Source organism: Marinicella sediminis (assembly GCF_002000055.1).
Taxonomy (GTDB): domain Bacteria; phylum Pseudomonadota; class Gammaproteobacteria; order Xanthomonadales; family Marinicellaceae; genus Marinicella; species Marinicella sediminis.
This window is the reverse complement of the sequence record NZ_MVBD01000001.1, coordinates 19,018-36,261: the sequence shown is the minus strand read 5'-3', so window position 1 is coordinate 36,261 and position 17,244 is coordinate 19,018. Positions and strand designations below refer to the sequence as shown.

Here is a 17,244-nt window from a genome sequence, read left to right as displayed (position 1 = left end):
GAATATGTTGATACCGAGCATCGACCTGATGAACGGCAAAGCCGTCCAGCTACAACAAGGCGATAAAAAAATCATCGAACGCGAGGACGTGTTTGATTTATTGGACGAGTTTGCCATGTATGGTGAAGTGGCCATCATTGATCTGGATGCGGCCATGGGTAAGGGCTCCAATCGGGAGCTGATTGAACAGTTATTGAGGAAACGACCTTGCCGGGTTGGTGGAGGCATTCGTGACCTGCAAACCGCCAAAAACTACCTGGCAGCTGGTGCCACCAAAATCATTCTTGGCACATCCGCCAGCCAGGACTGGGTGAAGAAATTGCCCCGCCAGGCACTGATTTTTGCCATCGATGCCAAAGATGATTATTTGACCACCCATGGCTGGAAGAAAACCCAGGATATCAAAGTACTGGACATCATTGCAGATTGGGCACAACACTGTGGCGAATTCCTGTACACCCAGGTCAAAAAAGAAGGCATGATGCAGGGCATTGACCAACCACGAATCAGCGAGGTCATCAAAGCTTCTCCGATCCCGGTGACGGTCGCTGGTGGCATCACCAGTTATGAGGATCTGCAATGGATCAATCGCCATGGTGCCAATTCTCAGATCGGCATGGCCATCTATTCAGGCAAAATGTCATTAACTGAAGCATTCAGCTGTCTGGTTGATTTTGACAAATTGCCCCTGATTCCAACAGTGGTACAGGATGTCAAAACAGGCAAAGTACTGATGATGGCTTATTCTTCTGCTGAATCACTGAATCATGCATTAACCCACCGCACCGGCACCTATTTTTCCCGATCACGAAACCAATTATGGACCAAAGGAGAAACCAGCAACAACACCCAGAAACTGACACAAGTGGATGTGGATTGTGATGGTGATACTTTGTTGTTTCTGGTCGAACAAACCGACCACGCCTGCCACTTTGATCGTTACTCCTGTTTTGCCAGTCAAACCAAAAATTACTCATTGGATTACCTGGATGAAGTATTGACCGAACGACAGACTGCAGCGCAAAACAGTTCACAAAAATCGTTTTCTCAGCAATTGTTTACCGATAAAAACTTGCAAATTGAGAAATTAAATGAAGAATGTGCTGAGTTAATAGAAGCCAGCGAACACAACCACGTGCGCTGGGAAGCAGCTGATCTGTTGTTTTTTACCCTGGTAATGGCCAAATCCAAGGGGGTCAGCATCAATGAAATCATCAATGACCTGCGGAGTCGAAACCATGAGCGATAAATACAGCCACGTCACTGACTATATCAGACCGGCTTTCAAAGACCAGTCGAAAATAGAACAGACCGTGGCCAAAATTCTGGACAAGATCAAAAACCATGGTGATGCCGCCGTGCAGGCCATCAGCCAGAAAATTGATCAACAGGATGCTCAATACATTGACTTATTACCCTTCGATGAATACCCCATTGACCAATCATTGAAAGATGCGATCCAAAGTGCCCACCGACGCATCAAAAAGTTTTGTCAGTTTCAGATCAAAGACCTGAAAAATGACCAGTTCAGCGATGAAATGGGTGATTTTGGTTTCGTTTACCAACCCATCGAACACATCGGCGCATACATTCCAGGTGGCCAGTTCCCGCTGATTTCAACTGCTTTGATGACCTTGATTCCAGCCCAGGTCGCTGGCTGTCCTGTTCGTGTGGCTTGTTCACCTTCCGATCACCCGGCACTGCTGGCAGCTGCCAGCCTGGCCGGCGCCACTCAGTTTTTACACTTGGGTGGTGCCCAGGCCATAGGAGCCTTGTCCTATGGATATGATCAAACCCCTGCGGTCAACCTGATTGTCGGACCGGGAAATGCTTATGTCAACCAGGCCAAAGCGCAGGTCCAGCACCGCACCCAGATTGATACCCTTGCCGGACCCAGCGAATTGTTGATTTACGGCAACCAGATTAAACAACCTGAGTGGCTGATGTTTGATGCGCTGGCACAGGCTGAACATGATGCCAATGCCGTCAGTGTGGTGGTCAGCGAAACCCCTGAATTACTGGAAAACCTGTATGATTTACTGGATGAACACCCCAAAGGCAAAGAACTGCTGAACAATGACAACATTGTGCTGTTGCTGGCCGATGATCAACCACAAGCCCTGGCGTTCATCAATGACTATGCCCCGGAACACCTGATGGTTTGCGATGAATCGATGAAAACCGCACTGTTCAAAAATTATGGCTCATTGTTCATCGGAGAAAATTCGGCCGTGGCTTTTGGTGACTACTGTGCAGGCCCAAATCACACCCTGCCGACTGCCGGAGCAGCCAAATTTTCCGGCGGGCTGAGTGTCCACCAGTTTCTGAAAGTCCAGTCAACCCAGAAAATCAACAACACCGGTCGAGGTGTGCTGGCTAACATATCCGCCAAGCTGGCTGCGGCCGAAGGGTTGACCTATCACGAACAAAGCGCCGAAATCAGGAAACTGTAACCATCATCCTGACCCGGCGCGCTGGTTTGGCCTTTGACTCATTGCGTGTAAAGAAATAAGAGGAGAGCGTAGAGGTTTCTTTACAACATTGAGTCAAGGTCACTTTTATTAACGACCCTGCAGCACAAAAGTTACAGACAATAATCATGCCACCCCGATCCGCGACTGCAAAAGATCATATTGATGCCAGCCGTCACTTGTGTTTTTGTTACCTTTAAGGAGATAAAACCAAGCCAATACCGATACCTGAACTGACGCTGATTCACCTTGATGAATCAGGCGCATGTCAATTGCATTTAATCAGGTACAATAAAACCATGAAAACCAGCTGGCTACTCTTGATCATTTTACTGAACGCACACGACGCTGATGCTCAGATATTGCCTGATCATGACCCCATTGACATCCTCATTGTCTCAGATGAAGTGAACCCACATGGCTTGCCTGATGGTGACCTCATGCAACCAGGTGATTTATCAGATCTGCTGAGCAATACACCATCGCTGCACACCAGCAGCGTGGTTGAAGTGTCTACCAATGACCTGGAACAAGCCACTGCTTTATTGAATTTTCACCCTTTTGATGAGGGCCGGCCAGACGTATTGATCTATTTCGCCCATCGTATACCCAACAACGGCAATGATGCCAGCGGACGACAGGCGGTTTTTGTGAATGCCGTGGAACAATTCCTGCAGGATGGCGGGGGAGTCATCGCCTTCCATCATGGCCTATATCTTACCGCAGGTAAACAAGGCATACAGGATCTGCTGGGTGCTGAAGCCACCGGAGCAGTGCCCTGGGATACCGTCAATGGTCAGGATGTGATTTTCGTGGGTGGCGATCATTTCATCGGCGCTCACCAAATCAATTTCTCTGGTGTCACCACCTACAGTAATCCGGCGCATGGCGTGGCAGCTGCCAACTATCCCTTTTTCAACAACACGCCTGATGAACGCTATCCACTGATGGATTTCAACAACGCCAACAACGGGTGCGTACTGGAAACCCTGTTTGAAAGCAATTACAGTGATCAGGGCAATCAACATCTGCTGGGCTACACCAAACAATGCCCTGACTGGCAGTCAAAGGTGGTGGCCTATCAACCCGGCGAATACCAACCCCATGCCACCAACGGCAACAACCTGCAAATCCTGCTCAACGCCATTTATCACGTCACTGATTTTCGCTGGGACGTGATTTTTGCCAGCAATATGGATTGATGTGTAACGAAGAACCGGTCCCCGCCACACATCAATGCATTGGTCATTGAATCAGGAGAGCTGATGATCAGCTCGACCCGCCGACTTGGTTAGGCAGATCATGCAGATATGGCGGTTTGACGAAGTCAAGAAGCCATAATGGAATGATCGATAAGCCGTGAGCGATAGCGAATCAGAGCGTCGAGCGCTTGATCACACGACATGATCGCCGAGGCCTCGGTCTCTGTTCCAGACGAGACCCTAACTCCTCCATCCGTAGAGTCGGCTTTCACTTTTGTCAAGAACAAAAGTGAATCAAGTCCCAAGGTCATTCCTAAACTTTCATTGACTCTTCGACATTCTGCACCTTCCGCCGGGCCAGGGCCAGATTGGCTTTGGCTTTATCCAACACCAGGTAGATGAACAAGCCTTTTTGCTTGGCCATCGGCCGGATGATGTGGTACTGATCACCCAGGGTGATCAGGATGTCCTCGATTTCAGTTTTAAACCCCAGACTTTTCATGGTCTTCAGCTTGGCCTTGACCACTTCTGAGTTGCCGGCAGCAGCCAATTCCATGTCCACTCCACTGCCGTCTTCTCCCAGCACCATCCCCGAGGAAGAGTCCACCAGGGACGTACATTTGGCGCCATCGATGGTGAGTAATTCCGCTAAACTTGAATTGATATCTGACATAATCATTACCTCTTTTTGTTATGGGCTGTCATTTTTCAGCAGACAGCTTGGCTGTTGTTAGGTATTTGGCCAGTCTGAGCAGGTAGTATCTGATCTGTCCCAGATTGGGCTGGCCGTAACTGATCAGGCTGAGGATGCAATCCTGATCCTGATACCTGGTTTGCACCATGAACATCATGCCCATGCTGGTTTCGATGCACGTCGACTCATAATCATCGTTCATGATTTGTCTGGCTGCTGCATGGCTCAGTGCTGTCAGCGAACTGGTCACGGCAGATAATTTGTCTTCCTCAATTTTGAAACTGCCATTGATGTAGGAATACAAGGGAAAACCATCTGCGGTGGTCAGGTTCAGCGCCCTGACGTTCTTTAACTTGGCATCCAGGTTTTTAAAAATGGCTTCAAATGTCTGACTCATGTTACGGCTTCCTCCAGAGCAATCAGGGTTTGCATGATCAGGTTGGCACTGTCTCGTTGCCGTGGATCAATGGTGTATACAGGAATATTCAGCTGGTGTTTAGCCAGTATCTGATTGATGTTGTGCACCGTGTGCTGATCACAGCCCTGGTCTGCATGGGTGATGCCTATCACACAGGGCATACCTTTATGAATTTCAAAATAATCAATCAGATAACTGACTTCCTGCCATGAGTCCGACTCATTGTTTTTCACCAGAATACAAATCGCCCACAGACCTTTTTTTACGAAATCCCAAACCAGGGAGTATTGTTGTTGACCGGGCACACCATACAATCCCAGCGTGGTGTCCTGATTCACCACCAGGTGACCATAATCAATGCCCACTGTGGTCAGTTCCTTACCGATATCAACACTTGATTGCACATCGGTGTTGATGGTGTGGATGTTGCTCAGACTCTCAATGATGGTGGTTTTACCAGAGCCCACCGAGCCAATAAAAGCCACTTTCTTATGCATGATGTCTTCCTTCTTAGTTGGTCAATAACAACCGGCCGTTCACCGGTTTGATTCGGCTCTGGCTGTTGATTCAGCTGAACTTAAACAGTTTTTTCAAACCCTCCAAAAACGGGCTGCCGTTCTTCATCACCCGTCCTTCCTGTGATTGCGCGGCATCAACCACCACCACATTTCCGGACATCAGCGTGGCATTAAGGAACCGATTGATGACTGATTGTTCAAATCCGCTGTGCTCGATCAGTTCAGCATATGACTCACTGCGCTTCCACAACATGGAACTGAGCCGGATGAATTCGTTGCAGCAAGGATATTCGCCATAATTCGGCCAGGAAATTTGTTTAAAGGCTTTCAGGGGCGATTGGTGATCTGTGTTGATTAACCGGTCAGACAGGCTGTAACCCAACTGCCATTTGAACAATTCAAGGGTTTCCGTGTAGGGGTGATCCGTTGTATTGGCCTTGCCCCCGGAGATGCTAAACTCCACTTTATCCAGTGGGGTTTGGATGAACGCATTCAGCCACTCATCGGTGATGGGTTGATCGGTGAATAAGGTGTTGTTGAGCTTGTCCATAATGAAACTGACCTCTGGTGTGGTCACAACAACGTTGTCATTGGTTGAGGAACCGGTGTGTTTTAATACCAATTCTTCCAGGCGATAAAGACCAGTGGCATCCAGCGGTTGAGGCTGGATCAGAGTTGACAACCGCTCGAACAAAGCCCTGACGGTTTGGGGGTTTAATTCTGGTTTGATGTGGGTCTTTTCACCGGTCGCCCTATTCATGGCATAATAGACTGAGCCATGGTTGTGATAGTCCTTGGCAATCAGGATCTGACAGTACCTGGCGTCCTCGGTATATTGAAGCACCAGTTCTCCGTATATGTTATTGATGTTAATCAATGACCGGATCAATGCCAGGTCACGACCGTCCAGTGAGCAAGCTATCTTGATTTCCATGTGTCACCTCTTTATCCGCCAGCGCAACTAACCATTGCGATTTTTATTATATTTACACATCACTAATGTTTACACTTGCATTTTTAGTTTGGCATATTTTGCACAATATGACAAATGTTTTTTTCCGGCCCGCTGCTGACAACTCGCAAGTGATATGGACATGCAGACTCATCAACTGATTTTTGCCAATACTCAGTCCATTCGAATGAAACTGAACACAAACTAAACATCACCTAAAAACATTTTGTGACTGTGTGCTGATTCAGTTAACTGGATGGATTTATTTGCTTTTGGGGTGTCATGAATTTGTGCACCTTACCGTAGCATGAAATACATTCTTTAATTAGCGGAGTAACATCATGAACAAGTTAATGTCCTTCTTATTGATGGCTTTAAGCCTTTCGGTACATGCCCAGGAACGGCACACTTCATTTGACCCCAATGAACATGGGTTTAATTTTGAGAACACCTTCACCAATGATTTTGTCAGCGAACTCGACTGGCGCACCAATGGCCTGTGTGGCGGTATGGTTTATGCCGCTTTGGATTATTACCTGGCAGGCAAAAAAATCCCTTCTCAGGATTATCGGCCTGCAGTCAACAGTCAGTTGCATGACTACATTTATGATCGCCAGGTTCACTCCATTGCTGACAACGTAGATAAATGGGCAGAACTCGGCTTTAATCCGGGCGGTGCGCGCAACAGCGAATTCTTCAAGTGGGGGCTGGAAGGCAAACGCGGAGGTCGCATAGATGAATTGCGTTCATCGATTGATCGTGGTATTCCGGTACCTTTGGGCCTGTTCCATGCCGATGATCACAGAGGCGGAGACCATCAGGTACTGGCCATTGGCTACAAGATGGGCCGATACCGGGGTGATCTGGGTGCACACCAGACAGATTTTGAAATCCACGTTTATGACCCCAACAAGAAAAACGCCAAACGCATCCTCAAAGCCAATCCACAGACCGAAAACTGGTACTACATCGATGACCGCGAAAAACGCTGGCAGTCATATTTTGTGGATAAAAAATACCGTCGTCACAGCCCACCAACCATTGAAGAAAACCGGGTTCATACCGATGGCAAAATCCGCACCTTGCGCGTTCACATCACCACCGGTGGCGACGACCTGCGGGGTGGCAATGACAATGTAGACATTGAAGTTGGCGTGTTTGGACAAAGCCCTCAACGATTCAATAACGTCAACAATTCCAGACGCTGGATTGATCACTACACCCAAACCGTTGAACTGAACCTCCGGCAGGCCGTTGAGCGCAGCGAGATCAGTCACATTAAACTGATGACCGCTTTTGGCGGTGGCATGTCCGGTGACAACTGGAAAGTCAACAAAGTACAGGTACAGGCCATTGAGTATGGTCGGGCAGTGGACATGAAAGCAGTCGAGGGACAACCCTGGTATGAATTCAAAGGAGGACGCCACAGCAAACAGATTGACCTCAATTACCGCTCTGCCACCACAGTGAATACCACCATACCGCCCATCGTCAGACCCGTTGGTAACCGTTGTCATAACAGTCTGCAAAACAAAGTGGCCTGGGACTATAAAGGTAATAAACGTTGGGGCACAGCCAACATGGACCGTCTGTGTGGCACCACCAACTCTGACCAACCTGCCAAATGCTTTAACAAGGTGATGCACGGCAATGTTAACTGGGGAGGGGGCACTCAATGGCAGTGGGAAAATGCCCTGAAACTGTGTCAGGGTACATTGAATGCCAACCGCACCGTGGTGTGTTTTAAGAAAAAAATCAAAGAAGGCAGCAATTGGTCATCAGCCATCAGTGCCTGTAAACGTTGATTTGACATGCTTTTATTGAGCCAGTGAAGTGCAAGGCCGGTAAATCAACCGGCCTTTTTTTGGCTCAACCAATGACCATTGGCAGTTGGGGGCAAACTCATTGGGCTCTACAATCGTTGCTCAATAACCAAGGAACCCATCGATGCACCGAAAACTGATCATTCTGACCCTCATGCTGATGGGGCTCAACGCCCAGGCAGATAAACGCGTAACCGGGCTTTTGGAGCAGGCTCATCAATACATGAAGGCGTACAGTGACTGGAACATTGATGCCATGAGTGCCATGCATCATGAAGCCATTCAGTTCAATGACCCCACCGCCACCGAAGCCTTCAAAAGATCATTTGCAAAACAAGGTAAACAGGAAGTGGCTGATTTTCTCAAAGGCATCTTTGCTGAACAACGGCCTGAATACAGTGTGTTCAAAATCAGTCAACATTTTGTTTCCGGTGATCATGTGGTCATTCAATCAACTTTTGAGAGTCTGTTGCCCAAAAACTGGTATGGTGAACGGGCCATTGGGCCTGTCCTGGTGGCCATTCCTATTACCACCATTCTGGTGTTTGAAGGGGATAAAATCATCAGCCACACCGATTATGCCGATTACCACAGCTACCAGCAACAGGTCGGTTTACAATTGGCGCCGGCAACAGAAAAACCAGCCACTGATCAATAGGTCAAAGGGGCCTGTTCATCCCAGGTATGTGGGTTATTCTGCCATCACCAATAAACCACTGCAGACCATGCCTGGTGTTGCACCAGCCGTTAAACCGAGCACTGGCATTGATGCCACTGCGGAAAGCCGATACACATCGAAGCCACTGGTCACCGCTGGCTGCGTTTGACCGATGGATCTGGTGACGATGGCACAAGCCACGACCCTCAGTGAGTCGCCTGAACCACCTTTTCAGCCAGTTAATTCAATAACCGTATGGTTTCACTTAACCCGTTGCCCATGCTTGAATACCATATCAACCCGTTGCAATAAATTGATGTATCGCAACACATCACCTTTAACTGCAATGATGTCGGCGTACTTACCAGCGGTGATGGTACCCACCTGGTCGTCGACTTTCATCATCACTGAAGGCCAGTAGGTGGCACCACGAATGGCTTCCATTGGCGAGATGCCCATTTCCCGAACCCAGATGTCCAGTTCATTCCAGGTTGATTGACTGTGAAATTTCAATGGGATGCCACTGTCGGTGCCGACCATCAGTACCACACCTGCATCCAGCAACTGATGGATTTTGCGTTTCAGAGTCGGCTTGCGCTTACTGGTGATCTGAAAATAAGGCAATCGTTCCGGGTGTGCTATGGATGCTCTGATGTCTTTTATGATGTCCTCAGAAAGCCCCAGGTGCCAACTGTCATTGTCCAGCTTTTCAGTGTTGTTTTTTACATAATCATAATTGAACAAACCTTCAACTGTTGGGGTCCAGAACAACGGCCCTATGTTCATTTGAGCCGCACGTTCTTTCAGCCCGGCCACCACTTCGGGCGGGTATTCAGGCGCGGTTGATAATCCAGTGTGTTCAAAATTATCCACCCCGGCCTTCAAACCCAGGAGTATTTCTTTGGGCCGGTGGGCATGGGCCACCACCGGCAAACCATGTTTATGCGCTTCATCAACCACTGCCAACAATTCAGCTTCAGTCATCTGATCCTGATCAATCAATTTGATGACATCCACCCCACCATCGGCCAGTTTTTTGACTTTGGCACGTGCATCACGGGCACCATCGATCCCCCAGCGATACAAATCAGTACCCGGATAAGGTCTTTTTTGAATGAATGGGCCTGATACGTACATGGTAGGACCTGGAATATCACCGCGATTAATGGCATCACGAACATGAATGATGTCATCCAAAGGTGCACCCAGATCACGGGCCGATGTCACGCCGGCCATCAGCAGTTGGTGAGCTGATGCGGGCATGATCTCATCTTTGAACCGGGGGGGATAGGTGCTGTGCCAATGCGTATAATCGGCATGACCATTGATTTGCAGGTGCACGTGCATGTCCCATAATCCAGGCATCACCGTCATCCCTTCAGTGGAGATCACCTCTGCACCTTCAGGAATCGCCAACTTTCCCATTTCACCGACTGCGGTGATTCTTTCACCCTCAATGATGACCACAGAATTCTGTATCGGCTGGTCTTTGAAACCATCAATTAACATACCACCTACCAGGGCTTTCACTTCACCCGCCTGTGCATTGAGCTGCAGCAGCAGGGCCGCCAGAATGATCACGGTTTTCTTCATAACTTCCTCTTGGTTTTTACCTGAATAATCAGGGTTTCAATTGTTTCAGCAAACACACAATGCGTTCGGTTTCTACAAAGCCTAAATGCTTGTGTATGTTGATGCTGAGTTGATTACTTATTTCGGTGTCGCTGGCCAATTCATGATGCCCCATTTTCAAAGCCCATTGTTCAGCCTTGTGCATGAATTGTTTGCCCCAGCCCTGTCCCTGATACACCGGACTGACATACCAGGCTTCCACATAAGGCACCTGAGGGGACCGACTGCCTTCAGCGAAATTACGAATGTTCAGCTCCATGAACCCCTGTACCTGTCTGTTGTCATCCACCAGCACATAGGCCTTGATGATGTCTACTGATTGCCCTGTAAAATACTGATTGAGTTCATTGATATGCTGTGCCGCATCAGCCGGCCACAATTGGCCACGCAACCGCGCCCAGCCGGCCAGGTCCGCTGCCATGACTTCACGGATGTGCAAGCCCTCGCTGTTTATGGTTCTTCCCCGCCTTCGGGTCCATAAAACATCACCCAGGTAGCAAAATCATCGGAAAAATCCTCAAACCGATGTTTCACCCCGGCTGGAACAAACAACACTTCGCCTGGTTCAACAGGTTGACGATCAACACCATTGATGAACCAACCTGTTCCCTGGGCCACCACATACAACTCATCTCGACTGTGTGGTTGTTGGTGATCAATACCATCAGGCTGATACATTTCCACCACCAGCGATCCGTGACTGAACAATTCCAAGAAGGGCTGATCATGCTTGTCCAACTGTTGTAAGGCACCAGAAATGGTCATCCTTTGCCGACTCATGACGGGTTTTCCTGCTGCCATTGTCTGATCACTGAGTAAAAGCGTTGCAGACTGTCTGCCGGCCAATGCTCATCACGCCGGTAATACCCTTCACATTGAATCGCCGTTTCTGGTATGGATAGCCAGGGTTGTTGAGACCTGGTATAAATGTGAATATCTGGCGGAGCCAAAGCCGGGTGATCAAGGGTACCCACTCTGATGAAGCTGATCAGGGTGTTGCGTCCACCATAATGACTCCACAGAGCCAGTTGACAATCCGGACAGCGGGCCATCAGCTGTCCTTGACCACTCTCGCTGGGTGTCTTGACCAACACTGGCTGACCGGCTGTGATGTTAACTTCAGTCGTTTCAATCAATGCGTTGAGGGCAAATGCCGAGCCGGATTCTCGCTGACACCAGGTACAATGACAACAGTGCACAAACAGCGGGTTGTTGGTTAATTCATACCGAACCTGCCCACAACCACACCCACCGGTTAAGTCTGATGATGCTTTACCCATGACACAATCCTCCACTCAGCTGCATACTTATCATAGCATTTTTGTCACGCTGTGTTTATCATAGCTGATTTACCTGACAACTCCGCATTTATTGAACCCATATAAAGCCATCATCCCGCCATTGATCATCAGCGTGTTCGCTGTGGTGGCTCAGCTGTTCATCGCCCAAATACCTCAACCTCTGCAACAGGCTTTACCGATGATGCCATACCTGCTGCTGGCCACCCTGACGCTGGTAGCCATGTATTACAACCAGGGTGGTTTGTTTTATCTGACCTGGGTTTGCTGGCTGGCATATCTGCTGCCGGGATGGACTCAGGGCATGACAGAGGCCCAGTTGTGGTTACTTTGGAGTGCGTGCTGTGTGATCCTGGCTTTGCTGGGATTGATCAGTGAAAGAGGTTTACTGAGTTTTGCAGGGTGGTTGACTCATTTGGTGGTTCTGGGTATCTCTGCGGTGGCTTATGGTTTGCAATTGCGTTATCCGGATTTGGTGGCTGGTTGGCTGAATCCACAATGGCTACCACCAAACTGGTTTCGCTGGACATCTTTGAATCAATGGTCATTACTGCTGTGGTTGATGGTATTCATGCTGTTGCTGCTGTGGTTCATCAAACAACAAAGACGACGGACATTTGACAGTTTACTGGGGCTGTTGCTGTTGGCGGTGTTGTTCCATGTGCCCGATTCGGCCCGGGACATGACTCAGTTTGCAGGCCTGTTGTGTTTCTTATTCAGCGCGCTGCAGAAATCCTGGCATCTGGCTTATGTGGATGAATTAACCGGCCTGCCAGGTCGCCGTGCTTTACAGGAAAAACTACAGCGCAGCCTGGGTATCTATGCGCTGGCGATGGTTGATGTGGATCATTTCAAAAAATTCAACGACAACTATGGTCATGATGTGGGGGATGATGTACTGCGTATGATTGCCGCTAAAATCAATCAGGTGACCGGTGGTGGCAAAGCCTACCGTTATGGTGGTGAGGAATTCACCATCGTGTTCAACAACCACAGTGCCAAAGAAATCAAAGACCATTTACAAGCGGTGATTGATGCTGTTGCTGACACGCCTTTTGTGGTTAACCGGCGGAAAAACCAGAAACCAAAAACCGTACAAGTGACAATTTCCATCGGGCTGACAGATTCGATCCACAAAGCCAATGCGGATGAAACCATCAAAACCGCTGACCAGGCTTTGTATACCGCAAAGAAAAAGGGCCGTAATCGCTTGCAGCTGAAAGCAGCCAGCTAAAAAAGTGTTTTGCTTAACATAATGTCACAGCAAATCCGCTAAAATACAGCCTGGAATCAGCCACCGGTTGTCACCAAACATCATCAGCTGTCAGCCCTAAAATGTATCTTGCATGTCATCAGGAATTGTCATGAAAAAACTGTTTTTAATTCTTTTCAGCCTGTCGGTACAGGCCCAAAACAACCCACCTGTTCCAGTCACCACGCAGTCATTACAGGATGTGGTTATCGAGCGCCGGCTGACGGCCAATGCCGAAGTCACTGCTCGCAATGCCAGTACCCTGTCTGCGGAAGTCAATGCGGTGGTAAAAGCCATTCACGCGGACAGTGGTGACCCGATCAGTAAAGACCAGCTACTGATCAGCCTGGATGACACAGACCTCCAATTACAACTGGAACAGGCCCAAGCCAATTTACAGGCTGCCAGGGCACGCCTGACGCAGGCCGAACTGCGTCTGGAACGCGCCAATCAATTGAATCAAAGTCAATACATCTCTGCCGACGACCTGTTGTCCAGAGAGACCGATGTGGCCGTGTTGAAAGCCGATTTGCAAAGCCTCAGGATAGCCCAGAAAGTGGCCGTCAGGAACCTCAGCAAAACCCGTATCCTGGCACCCTTTGAGGGTGTGGTCAGTGACCGGCAGGCACAATTAGGTCAATGGTTGTCTGTGGGCGCTCCCATGCTGTCTTTGGTACAAACCAGCGAACCGCAAATCGTGGCCAAAATACCCAGCCATCTGGCCGCTGAACTGCCCAACGCGGATCAACTGATGTTTGTTCAGCAACAGCAGGTAACACCCGTAAAGCTGTTGCAATTGTCACCCGTGATTGATGATTTGGCCGGTGTCCAAACCGCACGATTCAGCTCCTCTGAGTCAGTCCAAATTGGCCTGACCGGCGAACTGGTCTGGATCCTCAAAGGCCGGTTATTACCTGCCGACCTGGTGGTTAAACGTGAGGGTCAATTGGGGGTATTTCTGGCCGAAGGTGAAGTGGCCCGCTTTCAGCCTTTAGCCGGAGCCCAGGAAGGCCGGCCGGTACCGTTGAATGAGGTACCTGACTGGCAGGTCATCATCGGTGGGCGCGAACGCTTACAGGATCAACAAGCCATTCGGGTAAAGTGAGGTATTGATGATGTTGTCCAGACTGCTCACCAATCACCCACTGGTAAACATCCTGTTCACTGTGGTTGTGGCCATGGGTCTGATGTCCTATTTCATCATGCCCAGAGAACAAGACCCGGAAATCAATTTTTACTGGGTCAACATCAGTACCGTTTTACCAGGTGCATCCGCCGAAGATGTTGAGAAACTGGTTACATCCCCCCTGGAGGATGCCATCAAAAACGTCCAGGACATCAGCTTCACCAATTCCACTTCACGCGAATCGGTGTCTAATATCCTGGTGCGCTTTCGGGACATTGGTGAACGGAATTTCGATAAACGCATCAATGACCTGCGTCGTGAAATTCAGAACAAAGCCAGTGCTGAATTACCGGATGATGCTGATGATCCGCTGATCATTGAGTTAACCACTTCCAATGGTTTTCCCACTGCCCTGGTAGTCGTTACTGGTCAGGCCGATGACGAAACCCTGCGTTCACAGGCCCGCAAAGTCAAAGAAGATCTGGAAGGCATTCGTGGGGTCGACCAGGTCACACCATCTGGTTTACAGGATCCAGAGTTACATGTGGAATTTGATCCAGATCTGCTGGCCGCTCACGGGTTGAATGCCGCGCAACTGGCCGAAGCCGTGCGTGGTGCCTTCCGTGACGTATCAGCGGGCAGTGCCAAAGTGGCAGGTAACGAATGGCTGATCCGGGTGGCCGGCACCACCGATCAGCCCGAACTGGTGGCACAGATTCAATTGCCGGCGGCAGGTGTCAGCGCGGTGACTCTGGACAATGTAGCCACGGTTTCACGCAGCCGTGAGGACGCCGCCCAACTGGCAGCCTATCAAGGCAAGCCCGCCGTTTCTATGGCAGTCACCAAGGTATCAATGGTCAATACCCTGGACCTGGTGGATCGCATCAATGCCTACATTGACAGCAAAAATCAACAACTGGAAAGCCTTGGCATTCAGCTGGTACTGGCCGATGATCAAACCATACAAACCCGTGCTGCGCTGTCCATCATGCAAACCAATGCCGGCCTGGGTTTGATTTTGGTGTTGTTTGTTTGCTGGTTGTTCCTCGGCTTCAAAATCGCTTTCTTTGTCACCCTGGGCATTGTGTTTTCCATCACTGGCACTTTATGGGTACTGAACATGACTGGCAACACTTTGAACGTTTCGGTGTTGTTGGGTATCGTGATCGTGCTGGGTATGCTGGTGGATGATGCGGTGGTGGTGGTTGAAGCCATTTACTATCGCATGCAGCGCGGCGCCACCGCCCTGCAGGCAGCCATTGACTCATTGCGGGAAGTGGGTGCGCCGGTGACCGCCGGGGTACTGACCACCATGGCAGCGTTTCTGCCTTTGATGTTGCTGCCTGGTATTCTGGGCAAATTCATGTTTGTTATTCCCTTCGTGGTCACCCTGGGCCTGGCGATCAGTTTGATTGAAGCCTTCTGGATTTTACCGGCTCATGTGATTGGCAGTGAACGCAACAAAACCCATCCAAAACCCAAAAAAATCCGCAGCCGCTACAATCCCGTAAAATATGCAGCGGCTGGCTGGCAGGTTGCCACCCGTCCAGTAAGGAACATATTACACCACGGGGAAGTCAGAACCACCAACTGGCGTCATAACTGGACCCGTAAACTACGCACCAAATACACCCAGGTATTGTGCTTCATGATGCGCCGTCCTTATGTGATCATGGTCTTTGGTTTCCTGTGTTTTGTTGGCGCCATTCAAATCATGCAACAGGAGAAAGTCAAAACTGAATTTTTCACTTTTGATCCTTTCCGCCTGTTCTATGTCAATGTCGACATGCCCTCCAACACACCGCTGGAACAAACTCTGGCGCAGACCATCGAAGTTGAAAAACGCTTAAGAACCTTTGTCGAGGACGATGAAATCCGTGCCATCACTTCTTTGGCCGGTATTAAGTTTACTGAGCTGGAAATCCTTTTTGGTGATCAGTATGGTCAGATTCAGGTTTCCATGATGCCCAAAGAAGGGGACATGCGTTCGGTGGCTGAAGTGGTGGAAACCATGCGGGAAACCCTGGTGAACACACCCGGTGATGCGATCATTTCATTCCTGGAAATTTCCGGCGGACCACCGGCCGGCAAACCGGTGAGTGTCAAAGTACGCAGTGATGACTTTGTTGAATTACGCCTGGCAGCTGATGAAGTCAAGGACATCGTCGCCAACCGCGTGGTTGGCGCCCGGGATGTCACCGATAATGATGTACCTGGCCGTTCCGAACTGGTGTTGAGTCTGAACCACCAGAACATCCGCCGGTTGGGTCTGGATCCCGGAACCGTGTCGCGTTTGCTGAGACTGCACCTGGACGGAGAAATCGTGGCCCTGATGCGTGACGAAGGTGAAAAAGTTGAACTCAGGGTGCGGGCACATAAACGCAACCTGCAGGCGATTGATGAGATCATGGACGATCCGGTGGCCCTCCCCGGCGGCGAACAAACCACCTTTGCCAACCTGTTTCACATGAGCACCGACAAAGGTCGCAGCACCATCCGTCACTACAACCTGCGGCGGGCCATCACCATTGAGGCAGAAATCAATGCTGAATTGACCAACACCACGAAAATCAATGCCGACATCGTCGCTGCCTGGGAACAGGTGAAAAACCAGTACCCCAACACCGACCTGGATTTTTCCGGTGAACTGGATGATGTCAATGAAAGCCTGGGGGCTATGGGCGCTTTGTTCATTCTGGGTCTGGGTTTGATTTACCTGATATTGGCCACCGAAATGCGCAGTTATTTCCAACCGCTGTTGATCATGGTCACGGTGCCGATGGCGTTCACCGGCGTGGTCTTCGGTTTGTTCATCACTAACAACCCACTGAGTCTGTATACCTTATATGGCATCATTGCACTGACCGGTATTGCGGTTAATGGTGCCATTGTATTGATTTCCGCTGCCAACGAGCGAATCCAATCCGGCAAACGCCCGCTGCATGCCACGGTGTATGCCGCCAGAAGGCGGGTGATTCCCATCCTGATGACCACCACCACAACCATTGCAGGACTGTTCTCATTGGCCGCTGGATTGGGCGGCAAATCTTTGTTGTGGGGTCCGGTGGCATCATCCATCGTGTTTGGCCTGGCGTTTTCCAGTTTACTGACCTTGTTTATGATTCCGGTTTTGTACCGACAGTTTATGAAGCATCATTGAATCTGACTTGTGGTGCATGTTTTGCACCAGCTGAGCTTGA

At 49.5% G+C, this 17,244-nt stretch carries 17 protein-coding genes; 8 read left to right on the top strand and 9 right to left on the bottom strand.

Annotation, left to right across the window (positions count from 1 at the left end; translation table 11 throughout):
* Nucleotides 1-4: 4 nt before the first annotated feature.
* From hisI to B0475_RS00175, 3 genes are all read left to right on the top strand, one after another.
* Nucleotides 5-1,249, top strand: coding sequence for a phosphoribosyl-AMP cyclohydrolase (gene hisI / locus B0475_RS00185; protein WP_077409406.1), 1,245 nt, complete (start codon nucleotides 5-7; stop codon nucleotides 1,247-1,249).
* Nucleotides 1,239-2,453, top strand: coding sequence for a histidinol dehydrogenase (hisD, locus tag B0475_RS00180; RefSeq protein ID WP_077409405.1), 1,215 nt, complete (start codon nucleotides 1,239-1,241; stop codon nucleotides 2,451-2,453). Before hisI ends, hisD begins: the two co-directional genes overlap by 11 nt.
* A gap of 317 nt (nucleotides 2,454-2,770) precedes the next feature.
* A complete protein-coding gene (locus tag B0475_RS00175; RefSeq protein WP_077409404.1) occupies nucleotides 2,771-3,673 on the top strand; it encodes a hypothetical protein in 903 nt (300 codons plus the stop codon).
* A gap of 313 nt (nucleotides 3,674-3,986) precedes the next feature.
* Here B0475_RS00175 and B0475_RS00170 read toward each other — a convergent pair whose 3' ends face one another.
* The 4 genes from B0475_RS00170 to B0475_RS00155 form a co-directional block, all read right to left on the bottom strand.
* A complete protein-coding gene (locus tag B0475_RS00170; RefSeq protein ID WP_077409403.1) occupies nucleotides 3,987-4,346 on the bottom strand; it encodes a hypothetical protein in 360 nt (119 codons plus the stop codon).
* A 28-nt stretch (nucleotides 4,347-4,374) separates the two neighbouring features.
* Complete coding sequence (locus B0475_RS00165; RefSeq protein ID WP_077409402.1) at nucleotides 4,375-4,764, bottom strand: roadblock/LC7 domain-containing protein; 390 nt, start codon at nucleotides 4,762-4,764, stop codon at nucleotides 4,375-4,377.
* Nucleotides 4,761-5,282 (bottom strand): GTP-binding protein, encoded by a 522-nt coding sequence (locus B0475_RS00160; protein ID WP_077409401.1) that lies wholly within the window; start codon nucleotides 5,280-5,282, stop codon nucleotides 4,761-4,763. Before B0475_RS00160 ends, B0475_RS00165 begins: the two co-directional genes overlap by 4 nt.
* A 70-nt stretch (nucleotides 5,283-5,352) precedes the next feature.
* A complete protein-coding gene (locus B0475_RS00155) occupies nucleotides 5,353-6,237 on the bottom strand; it encodes a hypothetical protein (protein WP_077409400.1) in 885 nt (294 codons plus the stop codon).
* A 359-nt stretch (nucleotides 6,238-6,596) separates the two neighbouring features.
* Here B0475_RS00155 and B0475_RS00150 point away from each other — a divergent pair, with 359 nt between their 5' ends.
* Together B0475_RS00150 and B0475_RS00145 are read left to right on the top strand one after the other, a co-directional pair.
* Nucleotides 6,597-8,060, top strand: coding sequence for a hypothetical protein (locus tag B0475_RS00150; RefSeq protein ID WP_157892540.1), 1,464 nt, complete (start codon nucleotides 6,597-6,599; stop codon nucleotides 8,058-8,060).
* 142 nt (nucleotides 8,061-8,202) lie between these two features.
* Nucleotides 8,203-8,736 (top strand): nuclear transport factor 2 family protein, encoded by a 534-nt coding sequence (locus tag B0475_RS00145; RefSeq protein WP_077409398.1) that lies wholly within the window; start codon nucleotides 8,203-8,205, stop codon nucleotides 8,734-8,736.
* A 33-nt stretch (nucleotides 8,737-8,769) separates the two neighbouring features.
* On the opposite strand, the gene B0475_RS17550 is transcribed toward B0475_RS00145, so the two are convergent.
* The 5 genes from B0475_RS17550 to B0475_RS00125 are packed head-to-tail and all read right to left on the bottom strand — an operon-like array spanning nucleotide 8,770 to nucleotide 11,648.
* The gene (locus B0475_RS17550) at nucleotides 8,770-8,937 is read right to left on the bottom strand and encodes a hypothetical protein (RefSeq protein ID WP_157892538.1); all 168 of its coding nucleotides are present in this window, start codon (nucleotides 8,935-8,937) and stop codon (nucleotides 8,770-8,772) included.
* A 60-nt stretch (nucleotides 8,938-8,997) separates the two neighbouring features.
* Entirely contained in the window at nucleotides 8,998-10,329 is a 1,332-nt protein-coding gene (locus tag B0475_RS00140) for an amidohydrolase family protein (protein WP_077409397.1), read from the bottom strand.
* Nucleotides 10,330-10,357: 28 nt separating this feature from the next.
* Nucleotides 10,358-10,789, bottom strand: coding sequence for a GNAT family N-acetyltransferase (locus tag B0475_RS00135; protein WP_109862313.1), 432 nt, complete (start codon nucleotides 10,787-10,789; stop codon nucleotides 10,358-10,360).
* Between the two features lie 29 nt (nucleotides 10,790-10,818).
* A complete protein-coding gene (locus B0475_RS00130; protein WP_077409395.1) occupies nucleotides 10,819-11,148 on the bottom strand; it encodes a cupin domain-containing protein in 330 nt (109 codons plus the stop codon).
* On the bottom strand, nucleotides 11,145-11,648 hold the full coding sequence (locus B0475_RS00125) for a GFA family protein (protein WP_077409394.1): 504 nt from the start codon (nucleotides 11,646-11,648) through the stop codon (nucleotides 11,145-11,147). Before B0475_RS00125 ends, B0475_RS00130 begins: the two co-directional genes overlap by 4 nt.
* Before the next feature lie 91 nt (nucleotides 11,649-11,739).
* Between B0475_RS00125 and B0475_RS00120 the strand changes: the two genes are divergently transcribed.
* The 3 genes from B0475_RS00120 (at nucleotide 11,740) to B0475_RS00110 (ending at nucleotide 17,204) form a co-directional block, all read left to right on the top strand.
* Nucleotides 11,740-12,900 carry a GGDEF domain-containing protein gene (locus B0475_RS00120; protein WP_077409393.1) on the top strand — a complete coding sequence of 387 codons (1,161 nt, stop codon included), beginning with the start codon at nucleotides 11,740-11,742 and terminating at the stop codon, nucleotides 12,898-12,900.
* A 130-nt stretch (nucleotides 12,901-13,030) separates the two neighbouring features.
* Entirely contained in the window at nucleotides 13,031-14,023 is a 993-nt protein-coding gene (locus B0475_RS00115) for an efflux RND transporter periplasmic adaptor subunit (RefSeq protein ID WP_157892537.1), read from the top strand.
* Nucleotides 14,024-14,030: 7 nt separating this feature from the next.
* The gene (locus B0475_RS00110) at nucleotides 14,031-17,204 is read left to right on the top strand and encodes an efflux RND transporter permease subunit (RefSeq protein WP_198538043.1); all 3,174 of its coding nucleotides are present in this window, start codon (nucleotides 14,031-14,033) and stop codon (nucleotides 17,202-17,204) included.
* Nucleotides 17,205-17,244: the final 40 nt, after the last annotated feature.